Here is a 25,548-nt window from a genome sequence, read left to right on the forward strand (position 1 = left end):
GACGGTCAAACGCGAACACGAAAACGTTACCTGGGAAGAGAAACATGCCTCGAAGCAAGCAGGAAGCCACCCGCGCCAAGCAACCGGCGCTGGCCAGCCACTATCGCGCCATCGGCCCGGCCGCGATCGTCGCCGCCCTTCTTCACACCGCGAAGAAAAAGAAGCCGGCGCCGAAGATCATATCGCCCCGCGCTGCCTGAAGCAGAGTGCGGCCGGCGCCAAAGGCGCCGGGCATGAGGCGTATAAGCCTCCAGACAGAAACTTCAGCTAGAACAACGTCATCTGACTGTCGTCCGCGTCGGGCTTCTGGCGCCTGGTCTTCTCGGGCTCCGGCCCGACCTCGCCCCTCTGCTGAATCTCCGGGCCGGTGTTGGCGACCTTGTTGACGAGGTCGGAGACGGGGATAGCTTCGAATAAATCCGGTTGCGCCGGCCGCAGCAGGTCGGCGACATCGCGCGGCTCCAACGTGCGGCAATCCAGCCAGCGGGCGAAATCCCCGGGATCGATGACCACAGGCATTCGATCGTGGATGTGGGCGATGGCGGCATTGGCGTTGACCGTCAGGATGGCGCCGGTGTCCATTTCCGAACCGCCGGGCTCGGCATAGGTCTCCATCAGGCCGGCAAAGGCGACCAGGCCGCCTTGCCTGGGCCGGATCCAGTAGGGTTGCCCCTTCTTGCCCCCGCTCTGCCGCCATTCGTAGAAGCCTGACGCCGGCACCAGCGTGCGGCGATGGCGCATGGCGGCCTTGAAGGAGGCCTTTTCGGTTGCGCCTTCCGAGCGCGCGTTGAACAGCAGCGGAAACTCCCTTGTGTCCTTGACCCAGGTGGGAATGAGCCCCCAGCGCACTAGCATCGGTTGCCGATCGGGCAAATTGGAACCCGGTGCCCGCGGCGCACCGGCGGTCGCCATCAGCACCGGTTGCGTCGGCGCGATGTTGTAGCGGGCCGGGAAATCCTCGAGCTCCGCCAGGCCGAGAAAGGCAGCGGTCTGATCCGGTGTGGCGGTCAAGGCGAAACGTCCGCACATGATCGATTGCTCCTGCCTTCGAATGGCGCCGCCGGAAAGTGACAATGGAACAGCCGCACTGCAACCGCTAAAGCTGTCAGGCGGCGGCCGTCCACAGCGGGCTGCGGCGGCCGAACGGTGGGAGCCATGAACAATACACGAAAGATACTGCCGGCGGTCTCGGTAGCCGTGGTGCGCGGCGACACCGTGCTGTTGGTCAAGCGGGCACGGCAACCTTCACAGGGTCTCTACGCCTTTCCTGGCGGCAAGGTCGAGGCCGGCGAGACGCTGGAGGATGCTGTCAGGCGCGAGCTGCTGGAAGAGACCGGCTTGCGTGCCACCGGTTTTCGCCCGCTTCGGGAAATCCATATCGACGGCAGGGACGATTCCCACCCTGTCGATTACCGCCTCACGGTCTTTGGTGCCGCCTATGCCGGCGGCGAGGCCGTGGCCAGCGACGATGCCGAGACAGCAGCCTTCTACACGCTCCGCGAGATGGCGGCGCTGCCGCTTGCCGGCTCGGTGTTCGCGGTGGCGGAGGATCTGCTTGGCCGACCAGCTGGTTCCCCCGAAAGCCGCTGAATTCCCCAACCGCCGCGCCGGAAACGCCTTGCAGGCGACAAATTGTTTGGCCACATAGACTTATGAGCCGCGCTCCTTTCCTTGTCGCTTTGTGCCTTGCCGTCAGTACGGCCGCGGCCGCGCGGCCGGCGTTCAGCGCCGAGTCACCGTTCGAGCCGGGACTGATGCGGCTGGCGGAGGTGCTGGGGTCGCTGCATTTCCTGCGCAATCTGTGCGGCGAGAAGGGCGACCAGTGGCGTGGCCAAATGGAAAAACTGCTCGAATCGGAAAATCCGGATCCGGAGCGTCGCGCCCGCTTCATCGCCAGCTTCAATCGCGGCTATCGTTCCTTCGGCGGCACCTATACGAAGTGCACGGCTTCAGCCACGGAAGCCATCAGCCGTTACATGAAGGAAGGCGAGACGCTGTCGCGCGACATCGCCTCGCGCTACGGCAATTAGGCGGCCATCAACAGATATCCGCGCCGTCGCTGGTCCTATCAGACAAATCCGGCTTGTAGCGGTCTGTGTCTTGGTGCAATCCTGATGTTGCACTTCTGCAACAACGTTAATCAAACGTTACCGCAAGAATGCGAAATTAACTCAAACTGAAGGTTTTCACCCCGCAGGCCGGCCTAATCGGCTAAGTTTGATCCGGGTTGAAACGCAGCTTCGCCAAACACAGCCGTCTGCTGTAAAAGACGATCAAAAAAATGTCGTATTTACAGATACTTACTCAAGGCTGCGTGTAAACGGAACAGATCAAGCCTGATCCGCTCTGAGGGATCGCAGCTTGAAAGGGTGGACATCGCTTATGGAACATGGTGTCAACGACATCGACGCGCTGGTCAGGGAAGAAAAGCGCCTGACGGCGGTGGAAAGCCACAGCGAAGCCTGGGCCGAGGGCCTTTCGGCCGGCATCGAGCCCGAGATCATTGCCGAGGCGGCGCTTGAGACCGCGTTTGGTGAAATGCTGCGCGCCAACGGCGAGACATCGGCCCTTGCCCTGCTCGACCGCATGCGTGAAAAGGTGATTGCTGGCGCCTTCGAACCCGAGCGGCTGCGGCACTGAACCGACATCCGGTTCTTTGACGATCGAGTGCCGTTTGGGCATCATGCCCGGGGCCAAGGAGATACGGGCAGTGAATTTTCCGATGTCAGGCCGGCCTAAGGGCTTGGTCCTCCACATCCGTCTCGCCGCGTGCTGTGCCGCGATTGCCTTTGTGACGTGCCTGGCAAGCAGCCCTGCTCATGCGCTGAGCGAGATCCAACGCGAAGAGCTTCCCTCGCCTGTGACACCGTCAGCGGATGACGACGTTTCGTCGCCCGGCGGCGCGATTCCCATGCCCGACCCGGTGGGAACGCCACCTTCGACCGGCCAGCAGCCGGCCGCTCCGGACGCCGCGGAGCCCGACAGTCCATCGGATGGCGGCACCAACAGGCCGCGTGTCGATCCCGAAGCACCCTTGCCCGAGGTCGTCTACGACCTTAGCAAGCTGCCAGAGCCCGTGCGGCGCATGCATGATCTGATCATCGAGGCCTGCAAGAGCGGCGACATTGAAAAGCTGCGGCCCCTGATCGGCAAGGGCGACAGCATGACCCAGCTGTCGCTGGCCGACATCGACGGCGACGCCATCGCTTTCCTCAAGGGCCTGTCCGGCGACCCTGATGGCCAGGAGATCCTGGCCATACTGGAGGAAGTGCTCAGCGCCGGCTATGTCCATGTCGACGCCGGAACAGCGCAGGAACTCTATGTCTGGCCGTATTTCTTCGCGCTGCCGCTGGACAAGCTCGACGCCAAGCAGCGGGTCGAACTGTTCAAGATCGTCACCGCCGGCGATTTCGACGATATGAAGCAGTTCGGCGCCTATATTTTCTATCGCGTCGGCATCACGCCTGGAGGCCAGTGGACATTTTTCGTCGCCGGAGACTGAGGGCTTGCCCCTGATCAGAAGGGGAAAGGAGGCTCAGACGACAAGGCCTCGGAAAACTCCACCGCCGTGCCCTGCCCGGGCGTCACGATTTCGCCTTCCCACATGACGCGGCGGCCGCGAATGACGGTGCCGACCGGCCAGCCGGTGACTTCCCTGCCGTCATAAGGCGTCCAGCCCGCCTTCGAACCAGCCTGCGCATTGGTGATGGTCTCACGCCGCTTCATGTCGACAACCGTGAAGTCGGCGTCGTAGCCGGCGGCGATGCGGCCTTTTCTGGCCATGCCGAAAATGCGCTGCGGGCCGTGGCTCGAGAGATCGACGAAACGCTGCAATGTCAGCCGGCCTGCGTTGACGTGATCGAGCATGATCGGCACCAGCGTCTGCACACCGGTCATGCCCGAGGGCGAGGCCGGATAGGGTTTTGCCTTTTCGGCCAGCGTGTGCGGTGCATGATCGGAGCCGAGCACGTCGACAATGCCTTGCGCGATGCCGTGCCAGACGCCATCGCGGTGGCGGGAGGCACGCACCGGCGGGTTCATCTGGATCAGCGTGCCGAGTCTGGGATAGTCGTCGGCGCTGAGCGTCAGATGGTGCGGCGTCGCTTCGCAGGTCGCGACGTCCTTGTGCTGTTCGAGGAATGAGATCTCCTCGGCGGTCGAGATGTGCAGGACATGTATGCGGGCGCGAACGTCGCGCGCGATGCGCACCAGCCGTTCGGTGCAACGCAAGGCGGCGATCTCGTCGCGCCAGACCGGATGCGATGACGGCTCACCCTCGATGCGTTCGCCAAGGCGCTCGCGCAGGCGGAACTCATCCTCCGAATGAAAGGCGGCACGGCGGCGGGTGTTCCGCAGGATCGAGGCGACGCCTTCGTCATCCTCGACCAGCAGGTCGCCGGTGGACGAACCCATGAAAACCTTTATGCCCGCGGCGCCCGGCAGCCGCTCGAGCTCGCCGACATCCCTGGCGTTGTCGCGGGTACCGCCGACCCAGAACGCGAAGTCGCAATGCATGCGCCTGCTGCCACGCCGCACCTTGTCGGCCAGCGTTGCCTCGCTGGTGGTCAACGGGTTGGTGTTGGGCATCTCGAACACCGCGGTGACGCCGCCAAGCACCGCCGCCCGCGAGCCGGTTTCCAGATCTTCCTTGTGCTCCAGTCCAGGCTCGCGAAAATGCACCTGGCTGTCGATGACGCCCGGCAGGATATGCAGGCCGCCACAGTCGATCGTCTCGCCGGCCGAGGCCTGGCGGAGATCGCCTATTGTGGCGATGCGTCCATTCTTCACGCCGATATCACGTGCCCCCTCGCCATCATGGTTGACCACTGTGCCGCCTGTCAGGATGAGGTCGTAGGTCATGGCCATGCTCTCTTGCGGGGGGAGTGTCAGCGGCTTACGTAATGGCCAACCGTTTTGCAAGATCAGGCTTTTATCCTTCCCATGCCCTTTGCCCTGCTGAAAGACCGCGCGCTCATCTCCGTCTCCGGCCCGGATGCCGAGCACTTTCTGCAAAACATCCTGACCACCGATCTCGATACGCTCGGCGCCGGCGAAGCCAAGCCGGGCGCGCTGTTGACGCCGCAAGGCAAGATCCTGTTCGACTTCCTGATCTCGCGTGCCGGCGAAAACGCCTTCCGGTTGGAATGCCGGGCCGACATTTCAGACGATTTCATTCGCCGGCTGATGCTCTACAAGCTTCGCGCCAAGGTCGAGATTGCCAAGTCGGAACAGTCCCTTGTCGCAGTTGCGTGGGGAAAGGAGTCAATCGCCTCAGAAAATGATTCAACCGCGTTTGCCGACAAGCGCTTTGCCAAGGAAAGCGTCACACGCACCTATGCCGGCATTGCGGACGCCGGCGACATCGCTGCATGGCAGGCCTTCCGCATCGCCCATGGCATCGCGGAGAGCGGTGCCGATTATGCGTTGGGCGACGCCTTCCCGCATGACGTGCTGCTCGACCAGACCGGCGGCGTCGGCTTCAAGAAAGGCTGCTATGTCGGCCAGGAAGTGGTCTCGCGCATGCAGCATCGCGGCACCGCCAGGCGACGTGTGCTGATCGTGCAAGCTGGGCTTGCCCTGCCCGCCTCCGGCACCGAACTCACCGTCGAGGGCCGGCCGGTCGGCACGCTCGGCTCGAGCGCCGGCGACATCGGGCTTGCCATTGCCCGCATCGACAGGGTCAAGGCGGCGCTCGACGCCGGCCAGCCGATCCTGGCTGGCGATGTGCCGGTGACGATGGCCATTCCCACTTGGGCCAAATTCAGTTTTCCGCAGGAAACCGTCAGCGCGGAGGAAGCCTGATGGCGGCGGACCGCACCGGGGCGCCGCCACGCGCCTGGCAGCGCATGCTGTCCGGCCGCCGGCTCGACCTGCTCGACCCCTCGCCGCTCGACATCGAGATTTCCGACATTGCCCATGGGCTCGCCCGCGTCGCCCGCTGGAACGGCCAGACCAGCGGCGAGCATGCGTTTTCGGTCGCCCAGCACTCGCTGCTGGTCGAAGCCCTGTTCAATAATCTGGTGCCTCAGGCTTCTGCCACCGACCGGCTCGCCGCGCTGCTGCACGACGCACCTGAATATGTCATCGGTGACATGATCTCGCCGTTCAAGTCGGTGATGGGCGGCAGCTACAAGGACTGCGAATTGCGCCTGCAGCGCGCCATCCATCAGCGCTTCTCGCTGCCTCCCGAACCGGCCGCGGCGGTGCGCAGGGACATCAAGCGCGCCGACCAGATCGCCGCCTATTTCGAGGCAACGCTGCTTGCGGGCTTCTCGACCGCCGAAGCGACCGAATTCTTCGGCCGTCCGCGCGGTTTCTCCGCCGAGCGCTTCGATTTCACACCACGCTCGGTGACTTGGGCGCAGGATGCCTTCCTGAAGCGGTTTTCGGCGCTTGAGAAGTCGCGGCATCCAGTTGCGACATCGGCGGTAGGGTAGAGAACGCTAAATTAACCGGAAACGGCAACAGTGTGGTGTTCGATCACGCACCGCAGGCGCGCCTCATGCCCGTCGTGGATGTCAAGGATGGTTCGATCGTCCCGGAGCGGGCAGCCGAAGGCGTGGAGCGCTCTCGCCACATGGAAGACGAATTGCGCGAACAGAACGAGCGCTTTTCCGCCGCTGTCGAGAACATGTCGCACGGTTTGTGCATGTTCGATGCCGACGAACGCATGATCATCTGCAACGGCAACTACATCGACATCTTCTGCCTCGACGCCAAGCTGGTACGACCGGGCATCCGCTTCATCGACATCCTGCGGCACAGTGTCGACATCGGCATCGCCTCGCAAAGCGCCGACGAGCTCTATGCCATCCGCAAACCCTATATCGACCAGGCGAAACCCTCGACCTACGAAGAAACGCTGTCGGACGGTCGCATCATCAACATCTCGCACCGCCCGCTGGCCCTCGGCGGTTGGGTCTCGATCTACGAGGACATCACCGAACAGCGGCGCGCCGAGCAGGATCTCAAGGAGCAGCATCGCCGTTTCGACGCGGCACTCGCCAACATGTCGCAAGGCCTGCTGATGTACGACGCCGACGGCAAGATGATCGTACGCAACCGGCGCTTTCTAGAGCTCTACAAAGCCACCGCGGCGGACTTTCCGCTTGGGACGACGCATCGCGACGCGCTCGAAAAACTGCTGGAGCTCGGCATCTACCAGAAGATCGACGTCGACAGCGAAGTCGCCAAAACCGAAGCCTGCCTGAAAGCGGCAAAAATGCACGAGGCCTATCGTTATCTAACCGACGGCAGGACGATCCTGGTCACGCGCCAGCCGATGAGTGGCGGCGGCTGGGTGGTGACCTTCGACGACGTCACCGAACGTCGACGCACCGAAGAGCGCATGATCCATCTTGCGCATCACGACACGCTGACCGGACTGCCCAATCGCTCGATGTTCCGCGAACGGCTCGACGTGGCGTTGGAGGATGCGGCGGCACCGCCGTTGGCAATCTTCTCGCTCGATCTCGACCGCTTCAAGGCGATCAACGACACCTGGGGACATCCCGCCGGCGACTGGCTCCTGAAAAGCGTCGCCGAGAGGCTGCAGCGTTGCCTGCGCAATGAAACAGACGTGGTCGCCCGCTTCGGCGGCGACGAGTTCGTCGTCATGCAGTTCAACTCGAGGGGCATCGCCGATGCTGAAAAACTGGCGAAGCGCATCGTCGAGGCCATCGCAAAACCGTTTCGCGACAAGAGCCGGGATATGCATATCGGCATCAGCCTCGGCATCGCCGTTTTCCCTGAAGATGGCAAGGACGCCGATACGCTGCTGAAAAACGCCGATACGGCGCTCTATCGGGCCAAGAGCGAAGGGAGAAACCTCTATCGCTTCTTCGAGCCCGCGATGGATGCCATCGTGCAGGCCCGGCGGGCGCTCGAGGTCGACCTCGACGCGGCGCTGCCGCGCCAGGAGTTCGATCTCGATTTCCAGCCCATCATGAACATCGCCTCCGGCGAGATCATCGGCGCGGAGGCCTTGATGCGCTGGCATTCCCCGACGCGCGGCACGGTCGCGCCAGACGCGTTCATTCCCGTCGCCGAAGAGACCGGACTGATCGTGCCGCTCGGCGAGTGGGCGCTGAGGAAGGCCTGCGCAGCGGCGGCCAGCTGGCCTCCCGGCCTGCGCATCGCGGTCAATGTCTCGGCCGTGCAGCTCAAAAGCGGCGGGTTTGCCCGCAGCGTCATCTCGGCCCTGGCCTTTTCCGGGGTGCCGGCCGGACAGCTGGAGCTGGAAATCACCGAAACCGTGCTGATGGACGAGAGCAAGGCCGTGCTGAAGACGCTGCGGCAGTTGCGCGATCTCGGCATCCGCATCGCGCTGGATGATTTCGGCACCGGCTATTCCTCGCTCGGCTATCTCAGGCGTTTCCCGGTCGACAAGATCAAGATCGACCGCTCCTTCATCCGCGATATGGGCAATCGCGACACGGCGGCGATCGTCCGCACCATTATCGGCCTCGGCAACGAGCTTGGTATTGTCGTCACCGCCGAGGGCGTCGAGACCGAGGTACAACTCGACATGCTGCGCGACAATGGCTGTGAAGAGGCGCAAGGCTATCTGATCGGCGTGCCGTCGAAGGCAGCGGACATCCAGCGTCTGTTGAAGGCGCGTGCGCTACACAGCCAGACCGGCTGATGGCATCGGTCAATTCAGCGTTTCGATATATTTCTCGTGGAAGCTGACATAGCCCGGCTCGACCACCTTCAGATGCCGCTCGATCAGCGCGTGAAACAGCGGCAATTGGTGAAACGGCACGCCGGGATAGGCGTGATGCTCGGCATGGAACGGCATGTTCCAGGCGAGCTTGCGCACCACCCAGTTGGTCAGCGTGGTTCTCGTATTCTCCAGCATGTTGGCCACGAACGGACAGCGGCCGTGCTCGGCCAGCAGATAGAGGCGCAGAAACGGCTGCCCCAGCAGAGCGGGAATGATCCAGACATAGAAAAGCACGGAGAGCCGGAAATAGACGGCAAGCAAAAGGACGACCGCGTAGAAAGCAATCATGGCGCGCGCTTCGGCCCGCACCTTGGGCCGGCCTTTCGGCGGGACATAGCTTTCCTGGCTGCTGCCAACCGCATTGGCGTAGAGCGTCTTGAGATGGCCCCACCACAGCGGGATGCCGGAAACATGCACGAGATACTGTCTTAGCGTTTCCGGCTTGGGAAAGGCCAGCTCCGGATCGTTTTCGGGGTCCTGGGTGAAGCGGTGGTGGGCGAAATGGAAATAGCGGAACCAGTCGGCCGGCAGCGCCAGCGCCAGGCTGCATACGCGCGCCACGGCATCGTTCAGCCACTGCGTCGCGAAGGCCGTGCGATGAACCGTCTCATGCAGCAGCGTGAACAGGAAGACGATCAGGATGCCTTGCGGCAGTATCAGCAGCGGCCAGAATGGTACTTTCGCGGCGATCAGCGATCCAATGATCGCAATCGCCCCCCAATGGGCGCCGAGCTGAACGAGACCCGCAGCGTTGGACTTGGCGGTCAGGCGACCGCGCTCTTCCGGGGTTAGTGACGCGATGATGTCGCGATGGTCCATCGGTTTCGATCCAGGCTGGCGATTTGACAAGGCCCACTCTAGGCGGTGAAAAAGCTTTCCAAAAACGACGATTCCTGCGATTTGGATAAGCTCACCTTATCTATCTGGCGATCATGGTCACATCTCCATCGCTCAAAGGACTTCAGGCTTTCGAGGCCGCGGCGCGCACGGGCAGCTTCGCCGCGGCAGCGGAAGAGCTTTCGGTCTCGGCCGCCGCCGTCAGCCAGCTTATCCGCACCGTCGAGGAACAGATGGGGCGCAAGCTGTTTCATCGGGTCAACCGCAAGGTTGTGCTCACCGAGGCCGGCGTGGAAATGCTGCCACGGTTGACCATGGCCTTCCAGGAAATCGGCAGTGTCTCGCGCGAATTGGGCGGCGATGCCTTCCGCCCGCGCCTGGTGGTATCGGTGCCGCCTTCGATGGCCATGGGTTGGCTTTCCCAGCGTCTGGCGGGCTTCGTCGCCAGCCACGGTGCCGCCGACATCTCGCTGCGTGGCGACGACGACCCGGTGCCGTTCGACCGTGAACTGATCGACATCAGGCTCTCCTACGGTCTGCACTATCGCGAGCACCCGACCGAGGACATCACCCGGGACGCCGTCTATCCGGTCTGCACACCGGGGCTTGCCAGCACGATCAAGGCGGAGGCACTCGCCGGGTTGCCGCTGATCCACACCGACTGGGGACCGACCGGCGCCTCGTTTCCGTCCTGGCGCAACTGGTTCGAGGCTGAAGGTGCCCAGCCCGGACGGGCGGCGCAGCGGGGCCTGTCGGCCAACTCGTCGCGCGCCGCCCTCGACCTCGCCATTTCGGGGCTGGGCGTGGCACTGGCGCAAGGGGTCTATTGTGCCGAAGCGGTGGAGGACGGCAGGCTGGTCCGACCCGCCGCAAGGGCGATCGCGCTGCGCCAGCCCTATTGCCTGACCATTCCGGAGCGCAGCGCCAGGCGCGATGTCGTGGCGGCGTTCCGCGATTGGCTGATAGAGGAATGCCGGCGCGCTGTGGGCTCGCCGGCGCTCCGCTGACCCGTCCTTTAGTCAGAGGTGCCCGCTCAAGGCCGCCACCATGTCCTTGTTCGTCGCCACCGGAACAATCTCGAACTCGACCAGATCAGCCCATTCGATCACCCAGCGCTGCAGCAGTGTGACGTCGTCCGTCTCCACCAGCAGGAAGCAGCGGCTCATATCCGCGGCGATCCAGCTGTGGTGCACGACAAGCTCCTCCGGCTTCAGGCGGCCCCGATCGCGGAAGCGGCGGTAGATATCCTTGCGGTCGCAGCCGGTGAAATCCTCGATCACGATGAACTGCATGTCTTCCCCTTGGTTGACCGTTACCGCCCCGGCCGGTCGAGGCGCTCCAGGAACCACTGCGTCAGCCGCACCCAAACCTCGTCCTTCTCGCCGGAATCCTCCCAGCCATGGTCGAGATTTGGGTTGTCGTTGACCTCGATGACGAAGACGCCGTCCTTGGTCTCCTTGAGGTCGACGCCGTAGAGGCCGTCGCCGATGCAGCGCGCCGCCTTGACCGCCGTCTCGACGACATGGGGCGGCGTCTCTTTCAGCGTGAAGGTCTTGATGCCGCCCTGGTCGGGCTTGCCATTGGCCTTGTGATTGACGATCTGCCAGTGCTTCTTGGCCATCAGATAGTGCACGGCAAACAGCGGCTGGCCGCCGAGCACGCCGACGCGCCAGTCATATTCGGTCGGAATGAATTTCTGCGCGATGAGAAGGTCGGAATCCTCCAGCCACTCGGTCGCAAGCCGTGTCAGTTCCTCGAGATTCTCGCATTTCTTGACGCCGCGCGAGAAGGACGAATCCGGGATCTTCAGCACCAGCGGGAAGCCCAGCGTCTGTGCGGCCAGTTCGAAGTCGGAGGTGCCGGCGATCATCACGGTCGGCGGCACCGGCACCTTGTTGTAGGCCATCAGCTCGTTGAGATAGACCTTGTTGGTGCAGCGGATCATCGACAGTGGATCGTCGATGACGGGCATGCCTTCCTGCTGGGCGCGGCGGGCGAAACGATAGGTGTGGTTGGAGATCGAGGTGGTCTCGCGGATGAACAGTGCATCATAGTTCGCGAGCTTGGCAAGGTCCTTCCTGGTGATGGGCTCGATTTCGACGCCCATCTTTTCGGCGATCTTGGCCCAGTAGCGCAGCGACGAGATTTCCGACGGCGGCAGTTCCTCGTGCGGATCGACCAGCGTGGCGAAGGTGTAGCGCGCCGGCGTGCGCCCCTTGGTGTCGCGCCATTCGCGGTTGGTGTAGGTCTCCAGGCACTGGATGAAGCTTTTTTCCTCATCCTCGGTCATGCGCGCCAGCGGATGGAAGCCGATCTTGCGGATCGAGGCCCATTCGGCGCTGTCCTTGATGTGGACCTCGAGTGCCGGCGCCCGGAACCAGTCGAAAAGGAGCTTGGAGAAGCGGTCCCAGACTTTCGACGGGCCGATACCGAAGAAGATGCACACCTTGGCCGGAAAGGCGCCGCCGAGGTCCTTGCGGCATTTGTTGAGCGCCAGTTCCAGTTCCGGCAGCGCATGTTCGTAGAGCTTGCGTTCGGACAGGTCGATCATCGTCTCGACGGTCGGAATGACCTTGTGGCCGCGTGAACTCGCCAGCAGCGAGGCATAGTAGCCGCGGCTCTGGTAGCCGTAATTGTTCGACAGGTTGATGACCTTCGGCCGCTGGCCGCGGAACAGCGACGGATGCGCGAGATAGTCGCGATTGGTGATGATCTTGTGCGGTGTCGCCACCTGGTCGAGATCGCTCTGCCGGCCGGTAAGGATGACCCAGGTCATTGTGTGTCGCGCTTCCCCAGAGTGATGGCGGCACGCAGTCCGTCGCGGCCGAACTGCGCCATGTTCATGAAGATGCCGTAGGGCACGGGAATGTTGGCGGCATCAAGGATGGTTTCCTGCCTTTCGTCCTCGACCCAGGGGTCGTGGATCAGAATATGATCGCCGTCGTCGCCGATGGCCAGCACCCAGTGCGGCACCTTCTTGCCGAACATAAGGAAGCCGCTGATCAGCACCAGCACCAGTTTTCCCGCGGCGATCGCGGTTCTGATGTCATCTAGGGTGAACGGGCGGTAATTCACCGGGATGCCGTAAAGTTCCGCGCGGCGGCGAAAGTCGACCTGGGCCAGTTCCATCACGCGGCGCTTGTCCTCGCTGCGCACCGATTGCAGGAACAGCGCGCCGTAGAAGGAAACGAAGATCTCCGCCGCGAGTCCGCTTTCATAACCCGAGACAGCCAGGCCGAATGGTTCGCAGCCGCCCGGCCCCGACATCATGAAGACGGTCGTGGCTTCGCGCCAGAGGCGGATTTCCATCACCGGATCGGGCACGAAGCCGCGATCGAAATTGGCCATCGCCATCATCAGGCAGCATGGGCCGCAGGTGAACTCGCAGGTCTGCTGGTAGAACGGCACCCTTGTGGCGACCGGAAGGTCGCCGCGCAGGGTTTTCTCATAACGAAGCGCGGTCGCGCCGTCCTCGTAATAGCCAGGCTCGCGGCCAATCTTGCGGTAGCCGGCCTGCTCGTAGATGCCGATGGCGCGGCCGTTGTCCTCGCGCACTTCGAGACGCAGCATCATGCGGTCGTGCCCGAAGGCCGCCTCCTCCGCCGCGGTCAAAAGCTGGCGCCCGATGCCGAGCGCGCCGAAAAATGGGCCGACGGCTATGGAATAGAGCCGCGCCACCCCACTGCCCTTGCGAAACAGCACGATCGCGTAGCCCGCGACGCGGCCGTCGAGCTCGGCGACCAGCGTCTCGGCGGTCTCGCGCTCGATGAACAGGCGAAAGGAGCGACGGGAAATGCGATCGCTCGAAAAAACGGCTTTCTCGATGGCGGCGAGATCATCGACGTCAGACGCGCGGGCCGTGCGGATCTCGGCAGGCATGCGACTTGGGAAAACCTCGATTGCGTTGCGGAAACGGCCCCGGTCAAAAGCGTCGCAAACACCAGCCGAAGCGCCGGTATTCATCAAGCGCTATCGCTCCTTGATTAGGGCCGAATTGTGACAGTTTCCGCCGCGGCAAGGAAGCTCGCGGGCTTTGAACAGGATCGCTGTTTTGACAGGCCACCGGCTGCGAACAATTGCGGCCAACTCAGCTTGCGAGGCCTGCCAGAAGCTGGCCATAGGCATTCTTGGCCACGACCGCCAATTGCTCGCGCGGCAGCGAGCCGACGACGGCGCAGCCATAGCCCTTGTCCAGCCAGTAGACGGCCTGCGGGCCGTCCTGCACCGAAGCATAGGTGCCCTTGGCATTCTCCACCGATTCCGCGGTGACGAAGAGGGATATGCGTTCGCCCTTGTCGTCCTCGTAGAGCAGCATCGCGGCCTTGCTGTCGCCGGCCGGCAGCAAGCGGCCGCCAACCAGTTGGAAGCCGTTCGCGGTCAGGTCCGGCGCCACCAGCTTCAGCCCGACCCGGTTGGACAGCCAGGTCTGCAAATGATCCTTGTCGCTGGCCGGCACTTCCACGGCATGCCGCTTCTCGGCGGCGTATATGACATGGGCGGCAATCGCCTGTTCGGCGAGCCGATCTTCCGCCGGATCCTCCTGTCGGATGGCGTCCATGCCGGCAAAGTAGCCGCCAAATCCACCCGTGGCCAAAAGCACCGCGGCGGCAGCCGCAAGCCACCAGCGCGAGCGCGGCATCGCAGCCTTAACCGGCGCTTCGCCGAGCACCACCTTGCGCAAGCGCGCGGGAACAGGTTCATCCAGCACGCCGGCAAAGGCCGAGCGCAGTGCCTCCCGGTCGGCTGTGAAGCGGGCGCTCCTGGCCTTCATCTCGGGATTGGCGTCGAGCCAGGCATCATAGGCGGCGCGCTCGTCGGCCGGCAGTTCGCCGTCGAGCGCCATATGGATGTCACGTTCTGAAAAATCGCGGCGGATCATTTCTCGACGATCCTTATCGCGCGGCGACGCGCCGTGTCATCCAGCAAACCGCGCAGTTCCTCACGCCCGCGCGCAATGCGCGACATCAGCGTGCCGGCGGGCACGCCCAGCATGTTGGCGGCCTCGGCATAGGAAAAACCCTCGATGGCGACCATCACAAGGGCCGCGCGGCGATCGGGGCTGATCGCCTGCAGCGCGTCGATGATCTCGCGTGAGGCTATGCCGTCCAACTGCTCGGCCGGCTGGGCAACCGCCTCGCCCGCTTCCAGGGGCAGCATCGCCGCTTCACCGCGACGGTTCACCTTGCGCATCTGGTCGATGAACAAATGATGCATGATCGTAAACAGCCACCTCCTGGGGCTTTCTCCCGTCTGCCAGTTGTCGAGCCGCACGAGTGCGCGCTCGAGGCAATCCTGGACGAGGTCGTCGGCAGAATCCCGGTCGCGCAATAGCGAGCGTGCGTAGCGGCGCAGGCGCGGTATTTCGCCAAGGATTGCTGCCTTCTTTTCGTCCATGACCGCTGGTTCTGAAATCGCCCTTGTTGATCCCGATTCAACGCGCCTTCCCGGCGCGACGCAAGCGGCCAGCGCGAAGCGGTCCGCCGCCCCGGTCACCCAAGCAATGAGATAACGCTGGCGGGAGCCGGTTTATTCCCGGCTCGATTGAACGCCTGCCGTCATTGTTCGACGACCGGTATCTTCTCCCTCGCCGCCTGCGTCAAAAGTCGCTGGTAGAACAGGCCGATGCCGATCAGCACGGCGCCGAGGCCGATGAAGGAAAGCGCCCTGAGTACGCCCTCCAGCTCCGACATGTCGAAGAGGAAGACCTTCAGCACGGCGATCGCGATCAACGCGGCCGAAGCAATGCGCAGCACCTGCGACTTCAGCCAGACGCCGGCGGTGAGCAGCGCCACGCCGATCGCCAGCCAGAGCGCCGAATAGGTGTAGGTTTCCAGCTGGCCGAGCCCGCTCCACAGGCCGATGAACTCACCCTTGAACAGCCGTCTGACCGACAGGGTGGCATAAGCCAGCGCAAGCATGGCCGCCACCACCGCCAACATCTGCGCATACCATTTCGGCCGCTTGTCCCTGACATAGAGCGCCAGTCCGCCGGCGGCGACGGCCGGCAGGAGATAGGCGAGGAACAACAGGTTGAAGACCGGAATCCGGCCGGTCGATTCGTCCGTAAACAGCGGATTGAGCACCACGAAGTGCCGGATGACGATCAGGGCGACAGAAACCACGCCCGCCGCCATTGAGCCATAGCGCAGCACCGAACTTGGCGAGCGCATGTCGATGGCGACCAGGATGGCGCCGGCGCCGATGGCAATCAGCGTGTAGATCGCCTGTTCGGCGAGCGTCATCGGACCTGTGTCGATGACGCCGCCATGCATGGCGTGACGCACCAGCATGGCAACGGCAAGCAGCGCAAACAGCGCCGCCGCCGCTTCCATGGCGAGGCGCGGCCGGCCGTTGGTGGTGCGGGCGAGTTGCCAGGCGGCGAAGCCGAAGGCGAGCGCCGGGACGCCATAGCCCGGCAGCAGCCAGTTGAACACCGGTGTCGTCGACAGGAACTCGGCGCCGACGATGGTCGGATCGAAGCCGACACGCCCAAGTACGGCGATCACGGCGCCAACCGGAATCCAGCCGAGCACCGGGTAGGAGCGCCAACGCGTAGCCAGCGCCGGCACGATAGCTGCTGCACCAAGCAGAATAGTGGTCCAGCCGGAATTGAAAGCCATGTGCAGCATCAAGAGGCTGGCGAGCGCCGCACCGACCAGAGCAAACGACACGGCCAACCCGCCCTTGAGTGAAGGCTCTTCGGCGCGCGCGATCCATTCGCCGCCTCCGGCGAAAACCGCGACCAGCAGTGCGGCGACGGCGGCGTAGACAAAATCGCGGTCCAGATTGCCGAAGGTGAACCAGAGTGCCAGCAGGATGACCAACGGCACGATGACACCCGATGCCGCCCATGAGGCGGATCGAAACGAGGCAGATGCCGCGAATTTGCGGGCGGCCCACATGCCCGAGCCGATGAAGACCAGGCCCAGCGCAAGGCCGATGCGCAAGGTCAGTGCATTGGACGTCGCCGCGGGCAAACCATCGACACCGAGAGCGCCGACCGAAAAGTCGGATGCGATCGAGGTTGGCGGGATGATGCCAAGATAGATCATGACCGTTGCCAGTCCGGCGGCGTAAAGCAGTGGCAGCGCCAGCGGGCGATAAAGCGCGACGGCCACCATCGCCGCGAGGATCACGGCGCCTGGCAAGGCGTAGCCGGCTGCGGCGAAGGCCGGGTCGATCGACAGGCCCAGCGCCGAGAAGGCAACGAACAGGCCAGGCACGATGGACGGCCAGTCGAAGGCCCTGGCGGTTTCGTCGCGATGGCGGCCGAGCCAGACAAAAGCGAGCACGGCCAGGGTGACGGCGTCGATGAACAGGATGGCGGAGAGGTTCGCGCCCGGCGCGTCGGTCATGTAAAGAATGGTCCAGATGCCGGTGCCGAAAAAGGCGGCGGCCATCAGCGCTGTCCAGTCACGCATGCGGGCGATGACAGCGGTGGTGGCAAGCACGATGGCGAGGTAGCCGAACAATGCCCAGGGATTAGGCGCCTGCGAGGCGATCAGCACCGGCGTCACCATGGCGCCGACAAGACCGATGCCGGCCAGTGCCTGGCCATGGACCAGGGCCGCCGCGATCGTCGCCACACCGATGGCACCAAGCAGCGTGAAGGCAAGCGCCGGGCCGATGAAGCCGTAAATGCCGTGGGCGGCATAGACGGTGCCGAACAGGATGAAGGCACCGGCCGCCGTCAGGATCGCCGGAATATAGGCGCCGGCAACGCCTTGCACCGGCACCTTGAAGCCGGTGCGGCGGATGAACTCGCCGCCGGCAACCAGCACCAGCCCGAGCACCGCTGCCATGGTGAGCCGCACGCCGGGGCCGAAAATACCGGCCTCGATTGTGTAGCGGATCAGGAACAGGCCACCCAGCGCCAGCGCGATGCCGCCGACCCAGACCGCCCAGCGCGTGCCGAGTGCCGTCTCGATATCCGGCTTGCCGGGAGCCTTGGGCGCTGCAACCGGCTCGACAGGTTCTGCTGCCTTCGGAGCCTCGCCCGCGGACCAGGGGCCGGACACAGCCTCGCCAGCTGGAGCTTCCGTTTCTGTAGCCGGCGCCTGTACGATCGGTTCACTCACCGCCGGCGAGGCGATATCGGCCGCTGCCGCAGCCATCGGCGCCGCGTCAGCCTTGCCCTCGGCAGCTATCTGTTCTGCCGGTTTGGCCACCGGCGGCACGGCACCTGAAAGGACGAGACTGCGCAGCGCGCCAAGCTCGCGTTCGATCAGACCGATGCGGCTCTGCTGGCGCGAAATGATAACGAACAAGGCGATGATGGCGACAAGGCCGATCAGACTTTCAAACATGGCGGTTCCCCCAAACCAGGCCAGTTTTCACTGACGTTTCATCTCACTGACATCCAAATACGGCGGCTACACGGCTGAAAAACTCAACGCGCCGCCAGATCGGCGGCTGGAACATGTCTCGGTACCGAAAACCAAGGACTTGCCGCCGAGCGACGAACCGGTCTGGATAAAGGTCGACCTCCATCATGCGGCATTGTCTCCGGCAATGGCCTTGCGCGTCGCATGATGCTTGCGCAAGGCGGCGAGAAAGCCGGCGCGGGCATCGGGCTGTTCGATGGCACGCGGCTCATAGACGTGGCGCGTGAAGAAAAACCCGGTCAGCCGGAAGGCGTCCTCGACCGCCGCAGGATCTCCGCGCAGGCCGGAGCCGCGTTGCAGAAAGGCCGGCAGCGCCAGCATCTTGTCGCGCCATGGCGCGCCGGCTTCGCGCGACACCGCACGACCTGACTTCGGCGAGACATAGGCCAGATCCTGCTTCGTTCCGGTGGCGGCGCATTGGCTGAGGTCGAGGCCGAAACCGAGTTCATCAAGGATCAGAAGCTCGAAGCGCGCCACCAGTTCGCCGGCGGCGTCGGCATCATCGAGATGGACGATCATCACGGAAAGCGCCTCGTAAAGGCCGCCATGAGCGTCACGCTCGGGCAAGAGGCGCAGATGCGCGGCCATGGTCTGCAGGCCGTAGACGGCAACGGCGCTGTCCATCAGCCTGGCAGCGTTCATCTCGATCGCCTCGGCCTGGAATGTGCCGAGATGCTCGTCAAGGCGGGCCCGCCACAAGAGGTCGACGCGATTGCCGGGCTGGAGAACGGGTTGCTGCTTGCGCGAGCGGCCGCCGCGCACGAGACCGAGATGGCGGCCATGCGCGCGGGTCATCACCTCGAGGATGGCGCTGGTTTCGCCATGCTTGCGGGTGCCGAGAATGATTCCCTCGTCGCGCCATTCCATGCCTAGAGCTTTTCACCCGTTGGACAGCGAAATCAAGGTATGGGGTTTGGGTACCTGACAGACCGGGCACTGGGACGGCGAGCAAAAAAACGCCCGCAGCGATACGCTGCGGGCGGTCTGGTAGGGTCAGTCGATGCTTTAGAACGAGCGCTGGAAGCGGAGAATGCCGCCGACGCTGCTCTTCTTGTTGGCCTTGGTCCAGTTGCTGAAGTCGGCGTCGTCGAACTTTCCAGCATTCAGGTAGTCGACTTCGGCCGTGACCGTCATGCCGGGCACAACTGTATAGGCAACGTTGGCGGCGATGCCGAGGTTCTTCCAGTCGTCATAGGAGACCTGGGCGTTGAACGAAGTCTTGTCGTTGAACTTGTAGGTGCCGCCGCCCCAGACTGCCCAGTTGCCGCCCCACTGCTTGTAGAAGCCACGGCCCTTCGCGTTGACAGCGTTGGTCGGGTCGGTCAGGTTGTCATCGGTGCCGTAGCCACCCATGACGAACAATGACAGTTCCTTGGTGACGTTGACGTCCAAACGAACCTTGCCGGCCACTTCCTCGTAGTTGCTGTCATAGGCGACAACACCGGTGAGCGCACCCCAGTCGGCCTTGTACTTCAAGCCGCCGACGACATGCGGAACGTAGCTGTCGATCGTGTTGGCGCCGGCGCCTTCTTCGAGCGAGACCACCGCGGTGATGCCGTTGCCCGCGTCGAAGTAGTATTGAACGACGTTGCTCTCCTGCCCACCATAAGGAACCAGCGTATCCTGGATGACGGCGCCGGCATAGCCGATGAACGTATCGAAAGCCGTATCGTCCTTGCCGACACGCAGGCCGCCGAGCTGGATGTAGGCGAACCGCAGCGACGTAGACTTGTTGCGGCCCTGCCAGTCAGTGGAGCCCGAAGTATAGTCGCCGCTGCTGTTGCCGAAATTGAAGCGGGTTTCGGTGTAGGTCTTCAGGGTGCCGAGTTCGGTCTCCTGACCGGTCCAGGTCTTCAGCGTGAAGCGGGTGTTCTTGTAGTAGGTCGAATGAGTGTCGCCGTCCTGATGGTCCGGGACATGGTTGACACCATCCAACGAGCCGGAGTCACCGACGCCGATGTCATAACGGACATAGCCACCGATGCGCAGGCAGGTTTCGGTGCCCGGGATGTAGAAGTAGCCGGCGCCGTAGACGTCGCAGATCTTGACGTATTCGGCTGGTTCCGGTTCGGCGACGACGACAGCGTCGGCGGCGCGTGCGCCGCTGACCGCGATCAGTGCCGCGGCTGAGCCGAGAAGGAGGCTCTTGATGTTCATTTTATGACCTCTCCAGTCAAGTTTAAAATGGCTTCGGATTTGTGGCTGGCGGATATGTTTTCCCGCCTCACCCCCACAACGAAAAAGGCGCGCACCGCGTCCCCTTTTCGCGGCGAACATACCCATCAAACTTCCGCCTTCAATGACGGTTTTTGAAATAACAGCGATTCAAAGAACAGTTTTATTCTGTGTTGCACAAATAACACTCGCCGTATAGCAAATGGCACAATCGGTACAACGTCATAAAATCAATATATATCCCGATAATTTCTCGACTAACTATGTTTTAAGCAGGTTACCATTCCACAAAGACCCCGTTAAATGGGAATTTTTGGACTATTTCCGACAACACTCGGTGGTTATTTTTCGTTCCATCTATCGTGGACTGGGATCCAATCCACTCCGAGGTTGCGACGGATAGCCATGCTGGTCGCTGGGTTGGCCATATCTGCCAAAGCAATCGAAACGCACCGGCGCGCGCTGTCGCTTTCCCGATTTGTGGTGGTAGCGCTCTCGCTGCATGACAATCACATGCCGGTGCGTGCCACCGGACAGGCTTTAGGGAGCCCAGTGCGACAGGTGCGCGAACGAGAACAAAGACGGTCGAGGAATCACGTCATGTCCAGCGCCTGCGGTCGGCCAGCGCCGCGTCGATGACACGCCAGGGCGCTACTGCGGGAATTCGAGCCCCATCTCGCGGTAGCGTTCGGGGTCATCGCCCCAGTTCTCGCGCACCTTGACGAAAAGGAAGAGGTGCACCTTCTGCTCGAGGATGCCCGCTATCTCCATGCGCGCCGCCTGGCCGATGGCGCGGATGGTCTCGCCCTTGTGGCCGAGCACGATCTTCTTCTGGCTGTCGCGCTCGACATAGATGGTCTGGTCGATGCGCACCGAGCCGTCCGGCTTCTCTTCCCATTTCTCGGTCTCGATATGCGAGGAATAGGGCAGTTCCTGATGCAGCCTGAGATAGAGTTTTTCGCGGGTGATCTCGGCCGCCAGTTGCCGCATCGGCAGGTCGGAAATCTGGTCCTCCGGATAGTACCAGGGGCCGGCCGGCAGCGCCTGCGCCAGATAATCGAGCAGGTCCTTGCAGCCAGAGCCGGTCAGCGCCGAGACCATGAAGGTGCGCTTGAACGGCACTTTCTCGTTCGCCGCCGCGGACAGAGCCAGAAGCGTCTCATGCTTGACCCGGTCGACCTTGTTGAGGATCAGCGCCATCGGCTGGCGCACATCCTTCAGCCGTTCGAGGATGGCATCGGCGTCGCCCCGGATGCCGCGCTCGGCATCGATCAGCAAAAGCACGATATCGGCATCCTTGGCGCCGCCCCAGGCGGTGGTCACCATCGCGGTGTCGAGGCGCCGCTTGGGTTTGAAGATGCCGGGCGTGTCGACGAAGACGATCTGCGCATTGTCATGGGTGGCGATGCCACGCACGATGGCACGCGTCGTCTGCACCTTGTGGGTGACGATCGACACCTTGGCGCCGACCAACTGGTTGACCAGGGTCGACTTGCCGGCATTCGGCGCGCCGATCAGCGCGACGAAGCCGGAATGCGTGGTGGGGGTTTCGGCAGTTTCAATATCGGTCATGCCGCGTTCCATACACCTTCGCGCAGCAGAAGGGCAGCCGCGGCTGCCTGCTCCGCTTCACGTTTGGAACGGCCACTGCCGATCGCCGGTTGAAATGCACCGACCCTGACGCTGACGGTGAACAATGGATCGTGGTCCGGCCCCTCGCGGCTGTCGATCTGGTAGGCGGGAACCGCACTTGCCGCCTGATGCGCCCATTCCTGCAATTCGGTCTTGGCGTCGCGGCGCGCCGCACCGGAAGCCTGCGAACGCGGCTGCCAGTATTTGTGAATGAAGGCGCGCGCCGCCTCCAGCCCTCCGTCGAGGTAGAGCACGGCGATCAGCGATTCCAAGGCATCGGCGCGCAGATTGACGCGCTTGCGCCCCTCGAGCCCGCGCACATCCGATCCGGCGCGGATCAGATCCGGCAGCCCGATATGTTCGGCGATCTCGGAAAGCGCCTCGGCATTGACCAGCGCATTGAGCCGCAGCGACAATTCGCCTTCCGCCGCGTCGGGAAACGCCGCCAGCAGCATATCGGCAACGACCAGGCCGAGAACCCGGTCGCCGAGAAATTCGAAACGCTCGTAATCGGTGCCGGCATTGGCGCCGCGGGCGCTGGCGTGGGTCAGCGCGCGCTGCAAGCGTTGGCGGTCGGCAAAAGCATGGCCCGTGCGTTCCACCAGCGCTTGCGCGAGCGCATCGGCGGTCAACCGTTTTGTTGCCGCCATGACCCTAGTTGACGAAATGGAACAGGCGCGAAACGCGCATCAGCGACGGCCATTTCCAGATTTCGAGAGGGCTGGCCTTGCCGGCGATCGAGAAGAAGACAAGGTTGGCGCGGCCAACCAGGTTTTCGGCCGGAACGTAGCCGACGGTGAACCGGCTGTCGGCGGAATTGTCCCTGTTGTCGCCCATCATGAAATAGTGACCGGGCGGCACGTCGAATTCGCGCGTGTTGTCGCCGATCGAATTCGGATTGAGGTCGAGCGTGTCGTAGCTGACGCCGTTGGGCAGGGTTTCCCGGTAGACGTCGATCGGCTGAGGCATTTCAGTGATATCGGGATTGTCGATCTGGCCGGTCTTCACGCGCGGCACGCCGACGCCGTTGATGAACAGCTGGCCATTCTTCATCTGGATCTTGTCGCCGGGCAGGCCGACCACGCGCTTGATGTAGTCGACGGACGGATCCGGCGGGAACTTGAACACCACAACGTCGCCGCGCTTGGGCTCGGAGCCCCAGATGCGGCCCGAGAAGAGATCGGGCCCGAACGGCAGCGAATAGCGCGAATAGCCGTAGGACCATTTGGTGACGAACAGATAGTCGCCTTCCAGGAGTGTCGGCCGCATCGATCCCGACGGGATCGAAAAGGGCTGAAACAGCAGCGTGCGGATGACCAGCGCGAGCAAAAGCGCCTGGACGATGACGCTGACGGTTTCGCCAAGCCCGCCGGATTTCTTCTGGGATTTTTCAGCCACGCTCATGTCGTCCTCGATTGTGCGTTGGATGTATAGAGTCTCGGCGCGCGCTGGGCAACGTCAATGCCGGTCCGTCAGATGCAATCAATGTGGCGCTTGTTCGACGGGCAGCGCCTCGATGATCACAAAGGCTTGAGCGAGCGGGAAATCATCGGTGATGGTGAGGTGGATCGCCGCCTTGTGCGCCGGGGGCAGGATTTTTTCGAGCCGTGCCAGCGCCCCGCCGGTCAGTGCCATGGTCGGCGCGCCGCTGGGCAGGTTGACGACGCCCATGTCGCGCCAGAACACACCTTGCGCCAGACCCGTGCCGAGGGCCTTGGCGCAGGCCTCCTTGGCGGCGAAGCGCTTGGCGTAGGAAGCGGCGCGGGCACGGCGGTTCTCCGAACGCGCCTGTTCGACCTCGGTGTAGATTCTCTCGATGAAACGCCGACCGTGACGCTCCAGCGATTTCTCAATGCGCCTGATATCGATCAGATCGCTGCCGATGCCGATGATCATCGCGTAGCGGAACCGATGCTTGCTCCGGGATGAGGCGGTTGCTCGCGGCGGCTTGCGCGCTCGGCCAGCCGCTTGCGCCTCTGCTCGCGAAAGACATTCATGCCCCAGCGCGTGACGCCGTAGAACAGGAGGCCAAACACCAGCCCGAGCGGCACCGCGCCGATCAGCATGGGTTCCAGCACGGGATGCCATAGTTTCGCAAAGGAAAGCGTGTGCAGCATCTCGCCCAGATGCGCCGGCGGACCATGCGCCGGCAGGCGATCGTGCAGGATGAGCTTGCCGGTTTCCCAGGATGCGCCCCACAGAATGGGAAAAGTCAGCGGATTGCCGAAGAAAACAGCACCGAGTGCCGCCGCCACCAGATTGCCGGCGATCACCCAACACAGAACGGCGGCAATGATGAAATGGAAGCCCACGGGAAAGAACGAAGCGAAGACACCAGCCGCCACACCGGCTGCCACCGCGTGCGGCGTGGCCTTCAGCCGCAGGATGCGCTTGGAGAAATACTGCAGCGAGCGCGTGAACGACCGGCGCGGCCACAGATAGGTGCGCACCCGCTCCAAAAGGCCATCAGGCTTGCGGCGACGAAAAAGCACTCTCTTCCTATTCCCGATACTTTACAGCTTGCGTGCCGGCCATCTTCAGCCGGGCTTCAACCGCCACATCTTGCGCTTTACGGTCACCCGAAGGCAATCGCGACTTTGATATAGCGATCCGCAAGCCCGACAACAACCGAACGGTACCTGTACAGCGGCCGCGCCGCCATGATCTTTGGTAAGGTCCACGTCTTCAACACCTGACAATCGCGGCGAATTTGAGAATGGCTTCGGCCTATGGTCGCAGCCGGATGCCTGAGACATCACCGCAAGTACCGGCTGACTTCGACAAGATTGCCGTCCGGATCGCGGAAATAGACAGACATCATCGGACCGCGCGCCCCGATGCGTTCGACCGGCCCCAGTTCGAGCACAACGCCATTGGCTTCGAGACCGGCGCGGATTTCGTCGAGCGGTCGTTCGGTGATCAGGCAGAAATCGCCTGACCCTGGCGTCGGCGCCTTCGCCTTGGGCTCGAAGGTGCGGCTGATCTCGTGGACATTGATCTTCTGGCCGCCAAAAGCCAGCGCCGTCGGCCGGCCCGGCGTGTCGATGCGCTCGAAACCCAGCACGCGCTGGTAAAAGGCGCAGGTCGCTTCGAGCGACGCCACCGTCAGCACGAAATGATCGATCCCGACGATCATTTCGAATTTGCCTTCACGCATGTCGTCACTCCCAAAACCGCCGCGCACTTTTGGGCGACATGAACGGTCAGATATTGCGGCTGCCGGGCTTGACCGCCGGTATCGCCGCAAGCTCCGGCGGCAGCCGGTCGGGCGGATAGGCCGGAACCTCGTATTCGGCGAGCGCGATCAACGGCACGCCGACATGGGTCTTGCCAGCTGAACGGTCGATGATGCAGGCGGCAGCCACCACCTCGGCGCCAAGCTCGCGCAGGCACTCGATGGTTTCGCGGATCGACAGGCCGGTGGTGACGATGTCCTCGACGATGACGACGCGCGCGCCCCTGACGATCTCGAAGCGACGCAGGCGGAACTCGCCCCCTTCCCGCTCGACCCAGATCGCCGGCACGCCGAGATGGCGCGAGGTTTCGTAGGCCGGGATCAGGCCGCCGATCGCCGGGCCGACGACATAGTCGATCTTGCCTGGCACCGCTGTCCGGATCTTTTCGGCCAGCGCCTTGCAAAGCCGCTCGGTCTTGTCGGCATGCATGAACACCCGCGCCTTCTGCAGGAAGACTGGACTGCGCAGGCCCGACGTCAGGATGAAATGCCCCTCTAGAACAGCACCCGCCTCGCGGAAAATGCCCAGCACTTCATCGGTCTTCATCTGCGCCTGCCCC

The 25,548-nt window shown here is 63.2% G+C and carries 27 protein-coding genes; 9 read left to right on the forward strand and 18 right to left on the reverse strand.

Translation table 11 applies throughout. From position 1 onward, the window contains the following. The first annotated feature begins 44 nt into the window (after nucleotides 1–44). On the forward strand, nucleotides 45–200 hold the full coding sequence (locus CK228_RS00130; protein WP_095770711.1) for a hypothetical protein: 156 nt from the start codon (nucleotides 45–47) through the stop codon (nucleotides 198–200). Nucleotides 201–267: 67 nt separating this feature from the next. On the opposite strand, the gene CK228_RS00135 is transcribed toward CK228_RS00130, so the two are convergent. Beyond that, entirely contained in the window at nucleotides 268–1,029 is a 762-nt protein-coding gene (locus tag CK228_RS00135) for an SOS response-associated peptidase (protein ID WP_095786484.1), read from the reverse strand. A 126-nt stretch (nucleotides 1,030–1,155) separates the two neighbouring features. Here CK228_RS00135 and CK228_RS00140 point away from each other — a divergent pair, with 126 nt between their 5' ends. The 4 genes from CK228_RS00140 (at nucleotide 1,156) to CK228_RS00155 (ending at nucleotide 3,502) form a co-directional block, all read left to right on the forward strand. After that, the gene (locus CK228_RS00140; protein WP_095786485.1) at nucleotides 1,156–1,590 is read left to right on the forward strand and encodes an NUDIX hydrolase; all 435 of its coding nucleotides are present in this window, start codon (nucleotides 1,156–1,158) and stop codon (nucleotides 1,588–1,590) included. A 62-nt stretch (nucleotides 1,591–1,652) separates the two neighbouring features. Beyond that, nucleotides 1,653–2,030, forward strand: a complete 378-nt coding sequence (locus tag CK228_RS00145; RefSeq protein WP_095786486.1) for a TIGR02301 family protein — start codon at nucleotides 1,653–1,655, stop codon at nucleotides 2,028–2,030. 352 nt (nucleotides 2,031–2,382) lie between these two features. After that, nucleotides 2,383–2,640, forward strand: coding sequence for a hypothetical protein (locus tag CK228_RS00150; RefSeq protein ID WP_008874920.1), 258 nt, complete (start codon nucleotides 2,383–2,385; stop codon nucleotides 2,638–2,640). Nucleotides 2,641–2,710: 70 nt separating this feature from the next. Then, nucleotides 2,711–3,502 carry a hypothetical protein gene (locus CK228_RS00155; RefSeq protein ID WP_179295753.1) on the forward strand — a complete coding sequence of 264 codons (792 nt, stop codon included), beginning with the start codon at nucleotides 2,711–2,713 and terminating at the stop codon, nucleotides 3,500–3,502. Nucleotides 3,503–3,516: 14 nt separating this feature from the next. Here CK228_RS00155 and CK228_RS00160 read toward each other — a convergent pair whose 3' ends face one another. Then, on the reverse strand, nucleotides 3,517–4,866 hold the full coding sequence (locus CK228_RS00160) for a dihydroorotase (protein WP_179295754.1): 1,350 nt from the start codon (nucleotides 4,864–4,866) through the stop codon (nucleotides 3,517–3,519). A gap of 75 nt (nucleotides 4,867–4,941) precedes the next feature. Here CK228_RS00160 and CK228_RS00165 point away from each other — a divergent pair, with 75 nt between their 5' ends. The 3 genes from CK228_RS00165 to CK228_RS00175 all read left to right on the forward strand — a co-directional run bounded on the left by CK228_RS00165 (nucleotide 4,942) and on the right by CK228_RS00175 (nucleotide 8,644). Then, a complete protein-coding gene (locus CK228_RS00165; protein ID WP_095770715.1) occupies nucleotides 4,942–5,802 on the forward strand; it encodes a folate-binding protein YgfZ in 861 nt (286 codons plus the stop codon). After that, nucleotides 5,802–6,437, forward strand: a complete 636-nt coding sequence (locus CK228_RS00170; protein WP_095770716.1) for an HD family hydrolase — start codon at nucleotides 5,802–5,804, stop codon at nucleotides 6,435–6,437. Before CK228_RS00165 ends, CK228_RS00170 begins: the two co-directional genes overlap by 1 nt. Before the next feature lie 65 nt (nucleotides 6,438–6,502). After that, nucleotides 6,503–8,644, forward strand: coding sequence for an EAL domain-containing protein (locus CK228_RS00175; RefSeq protein WP_095786868.1), 2,142 nt, complete (start codon nucleotides 6,503–6,505; stop codon nucleotides 8,642–8,644). A gap of 9 nt (nucleotides 8,645–8,653) precedes the next feature. Here CK228_RS00175 and CK228_RS00180 read toward each other — a convergent pair whose 3' ends face one another. Next, the gene (locus tag CK228_RS00180; RefSeq protein ID WP_095786487.1) at nucleotides 8,654–9,544 is read right to left on the reverse strand and encodes a fatty acid desaturase family protein; all 891 of its coding nucleotides are present in this window, start codon (nucleotides 9,542–9,544) and stop codon (nucleotides 8,654–8,656) included. A 113-nt stretch (nucleotides 9,545–9,657) separates the two neighbouring features. Here CK228_RS00180 and CK228_RS00185 point away from each other — a divergent pair, with 113 nt between their 5' ends. Next, nucleotides 9,658–10,569, forward strand: a complete 912-nt coding sequence (locus CK228_RS00185) for a LysR substrate-binding domain-containing protein (RefSeq protein ID WP_095786488.1) — start codon at nucleotides 9,658–9,660, stop codon at nucleotides 10,567–10,569. Nucleotides 10,570–10,581: 12 nt separating this feature from the next. Here the strand turns inward: CK228_RS00185 and CK228_RS00190 are convergent, their stop codons facing one another. The 15 genes from CK228_RS00190 to pyrE form a co-directional block, all read right to left on the reverse strand. Beyond that, entirely contained in the window at nucleotides 10,582–10,854 is a 273-nt protein-coding gene (locus CK228_RS00190) for a DUF3303 family protein (RefSeq protein WP_095786489.1), read from the reverse strand. Between the two features lie 20 nt (nucleotides 10,855–10,874). Beyond that, nucleotides 10,875–12,338, reverse strand: a complete 1,464-nt coding sequence (locus CK228_RS00195; protein WP_095770720.1) for a RimK family protein — start codon at nucleotides 12,336–12,338, stop codon at nucleotides 10,875–10,877. After that, nucleotides 12,335–13,441 carry a peptidase C39 family protein gene (locus tag CK228_RS00200; protein WP_095770936.1) on the reverse strand — a complete coding sequence of 369 codons (1,107 nt, stop codon included), beginning with the start codon at nucleotides 13,439–13,441 and terminating at the stop codon, nucleotides 12,335–12,337. Before CK228_RS00200 ends, CK228_RS00195 begins: the two co-directional genes overlap by 4 nt. A gap of 208 nt (nucleotides 13,442–13,649) precedes the next feature. Then, complete coding sequence (locus tag CK228_RS00205) at nucleotides 13,650–14,441, reverse strand: anti-sigma factor (protein WP_095786490.1); 792 nt, start codon at nucleotides 14,439–14,441, stop codon at nucleotides 13,650–13,652. After that, complete coding sequence (locus tag CK228_RS00210; RefSeq protein ID WP_095770722.1) at nucleotides 14,438–14,956, reverse strand: RNA polymerase sigma factor; 519 nt, start codon at nucleotides 14,954–14,956, stop codon at nucleotides 14,438–14,440. Before CK228_RS00210 ends, CK228_RS00205 begins: the two co-directional genes overlap by 4 nt. A 161-nt stretch (nucleotides 14,957–15,117) precedes the next feature. Beyond that, nucleotides 15,118–17,868: a DUF2339 domain-containing protein gene (locus tag CK228_RS00215; protein WP_095786491.1), complete on the reverse strand. Its 2,751-nt coding sequence runs from the start codon at nucleotides 17,866–17,868 to the stop codon at nucleotides 15,118–15,120. A 183-nt stretch (nucleotides 17,869–18,051) separates the two neighbouring features. Continuing rightward, on the reverse strand, nucleotides 18,052–18,813 hold the full coding sequence (gene recO / locus CK228_RS00220; RefSeq protein ID WP_095786492.1) for a DNA repair protein RecO: 762 nt from the start codon (nucleotides 18,811–18,813) through the stop codon (nucleotides 18,052–18,054). A gap of 138 nt (nucleotides 18,814–18,951) precedes the next feature. Then, a complete protein-coding gene (locus CK228_RS00225; protein ID WP_095770725.1) occupies nucleotides 18,952–20,103 on the reverse strand; it encodes a porin in 1,152 nt (383 codons plus the stop codon). 669 nt (nucleotides 20,104–20,772) lie between these two features. Further along, the gene (gene era / locus CK228_RS00230; protein ID WP_095770726.1) at nucleotides 20,773–21,705 is read right to left on the reverse strand and encodes a GTPase Era; all 933 of its coding nucleotides are present in this window, start codon (nucleotides 21,703–21,705) and stop codon (nucleotides 20,773–20,775) included. Then, complete coding sequence (gene rnc / locus CK228_RS00235; protein ID WP_095770727.1) at nucleotides 21,690–22,403, reverse strand: ribonuclease III; 714 nt, start codon at nucleotides 22,401–22,403, stop codon at nucleotides 21,690–21,692. The genes era and rnc overlap by 16 nt, the downstream gene beginning before the upstream one ends. A gap of 4 nt (nucleotides 22,404–22,407) precedes the next feature. After that, the gene (gene lepB, locus CK228_RS00240; RefSeq protein ID WP_010915103.1) at nucleotides 22,408–23,157 is read right to left on the reverse strand and encodes a signal peptidase I; all 750 of its coding nucleotides are present in this window, start codon (nucleotides 23,155–23,157) and stop codon (nucleotides 22,408–22,410) included. A 78-nt stretch (nucleotides 23,158–23,235) separates the two neighbouring features. Further along, complete coding sequence (gene acpS / locus CK228_RS00245) at nucleotides 23,236–23,649, reverse strand: holo-ACP synthase (RefSeq protein WP_095770728.1); 414 nt, start codon at nucleotides 23,647–23,649, stop codon at nucleotides 23,236–23,238. Next, on the reverse strand, nucleotides 23,646–24,245 hold the full coding sequence (locus CK228_RS00250; protein WP_095770729.1) for a DUF2062 domain-containing protein: 600 nt from the start codon (nucleotides 24,243–24,245) through the stop codon (nucleotides 23,646–23,648). The genes acpS and CK228_RS00250 overlap by 4 nt, the downstream gene beginning before the upstream one ends. A 263-nt stretch (nucleotides 24,246–24,508) precedes the next feature. Continuing rightward, nucleotides 24,509–24,910 carry a VOC family protein gene (locus CK228_RS00255; protein ID WP_095786493.1) on the reverse strand — a complete coding sequence of 134 codons (402 nt, stop codon included), beginning with the start codon at nucleotides 24,908–24,910 and terminating at the stop codon, nucleotides 24,509–24,511. A 46-nt stretch (nucleotides 24,911–24,956) separates the two neighbouring features. Beyond that, nucleotides 24,957–25,535, reverse strand: a complete 579-nt coding sequence (pyrE, locus tag CK228_RS00260) for an orotate phosphoribosyltransferase (protein WP_095786494.1) — start codon at nucleotides 25,533–25,535, stop codon at nucleotides 24,957–24,959. Nucleotides 25,536–25,548 lie beyond the last annotated feature (13 nt).

The organism is Mesorhizobium sp. WSM4312 (genome assembly GCF_002294875.1).
Taxonomy (GTDB): Bacteria; Pseudomonadota; Alphaproteobacteria; order Rhizobiales; family Rhizobiaceae; genus Mesorhizobium.

Excerpts from the sequence above, each read along its gene's own strand:
- CK228_RS00200 (WP_095770936.1), bottom strand. The coding sequence starts at position 13,441 with ATGCCTGCCGAGATCCGCACGGCCCGCGCGTCTGACGTCGATGATCTC.
- lepB (WP_010915103.1), bottom strand. The coding sequence starts at position 23,157 with ATGAGCGTGGCTGAAAAATCCCAGAAGAAATCCGGCGGGCTTGGCGAA.
- CK228_RS00160 (WP_179295754.1), bottom strand. The coding sequence starts at position 4,866 with ATGGCCATGACCTACGACCTCATCCTGACAGGCGGCACAGTGGTCAAC.
- CK228_RS00150 (WP_008874920.1), top strand. The coding sequence starts at position 2,383 with ATGGAACATGGTGTCAACGACATCGACGCGCTGGTCAGGGAAGAAAAG.
- CK228_RS00180 (WP_095786487.1), bottom strand. The coding sequence starts at position 9,544 with ATGGACCATCGCGACATCATCGCGTCACTAACCCCGGAAGAGCGCGGT.
- CK228_RS00210 (WP_095770722.1), bottom strand. The coding sequence starts at position 14,956 with ATGGACGAAAAGAAGGCAGCAATCCTTGGCGAAATACCGCGCCTGCGC.
- CK228_RS00215 (WP_095786491.1), bottom strand. The coding sequence starts at position 17,868 with ATGTTTGAAAGTCTGATCGGCCTTGTCGCCATCATCGCCTTGTTCGTT.
- rnc (WP_095770727.1), bottom strand. The coding sequence starts at position 22,403 with ATGGCGGCAACAAAACGGTTGACCGCCGATGCGCTCGCGCAAGCGCTG.
- CK228_RS00205 (WP_095786490.1), bottom strand. The coding sequence starts at position 14,441 with ATGATCCGCCGCGATTTTTCAGAACGTGACATCCATATGGCGCTCGAC.
- CK228_RS00140 (WP_095786485.1), top strand. The coding sequence starts at position 1,156 with ATGAACAATACACGAAAGATACTGCCGGCGGTCTCGGTAGCCGTGGTG.
- CK228_RS00145 (WP_095786486.1), top strand. The coding sequence starts at position 1,653 with ATGAGCCGCGCTCCTTTCCTTGTCGCTTTGTGCCTTGCCGTCAGTACG.
- era (WP_095770726.1), bottom strand. The coding sequence starts at position 21,705 with ATGGAACGCGGCATGACCGATATTGAAACTGCCGAAACCCCCACCACG.
- CK228_RS00170 (WP_095770716.1), top strand. The coding sequence starts at position 5,802 with ATGGCGGCGGACCGCACCGGGGCGCCGCCACGCGCCTGGCAGCGCATG.
- CK228_RS00190 (WP_095786489.1), bottom strand. The coding sequence starts at position 10,854 with ATGCAGTTCATCGTGATCGAGGATTTCACCGGCTGCGACCGCAAGGAT.
- CK228_RS00185 (WP_095786488.1), top strand. The coding sequence starts at position 9,658 with ATGGTCACATCTCCATCGCTCAAAGGACTTCAGGCTTTCGAGGCCGCG.
- CK228_RS00225 (WP_095770725.1), bottom strand. The coding sequence starts at position 20,103 with ATGAACATCAAGAGCCTCCTTCTCGGCTCAGCCGCGGCACTGATCGCG.
- CK228_RS00130 (WP_095770711.1), top strand. The coding sequence starts at position 45 with ATGCCTCGAAGCAAGCAGGAAGCCACCCGCGCCAAGCAACCGGCGCTG.
- CK228_RS00165 (WP_095770715.1), top strand. The coding sequence starts at position 4,942 with ATGCCCTTTGCCCTGCTGAAAGACCGCGCGCTCATCTCCGTCTCCGGC.
- recO (WP_095786492.1), bottom strand. The coding sequence starts at position 18,813 with ATGGAATGGCGCGACGAGGGAATCATTCTCGGCACCCGCAAGCATGGC.
- CK228_RS00175 (WP_095786868.1), top strand. The coding sequence starts at position 6,503 with ATGCCCGTCGTGGATGTCAAGGATGGTTCGATCGTCCCGGAGCGGGCA.
- acpS (WP_095770728.1), bottom strand. The coding sequence starts at position 23,649 with ATGATCATCGGCATCGGCAGCGATCTGATCGATATCAGGCGCATTGAG.
- CK228_RS00255 (WP_095786493.1), bottom strand. The coding sequence starts at position 24,910 with ATGCGTGAAGGCAAATTCGAAATGATCGTCGGGATCGATCATTTCGTG.
- CK228_RS00135 (WP_095786484.1), bottom strand. The coding sequence starts at position 1,029 with ATGTGCGGACGTTTCGCCTTGACCGCCACACCGGATCAGACCGCTGCC.
- pyrE (WP_095786494.1), bottom strand. The coding sequence starts at position 25,535 with ATGAAGACCGATGAAGTGCTGGGCATTTTCCGCGAGGCGGGTGCTGTT.
- CK228_RS00195 (WP_095770720.1), bottom strand. The coding sequence starts at position 12,338 with ATGACCTGGGTCATCCTTACCGGCCGGCAGAGCGATCTCGACCAGGTG.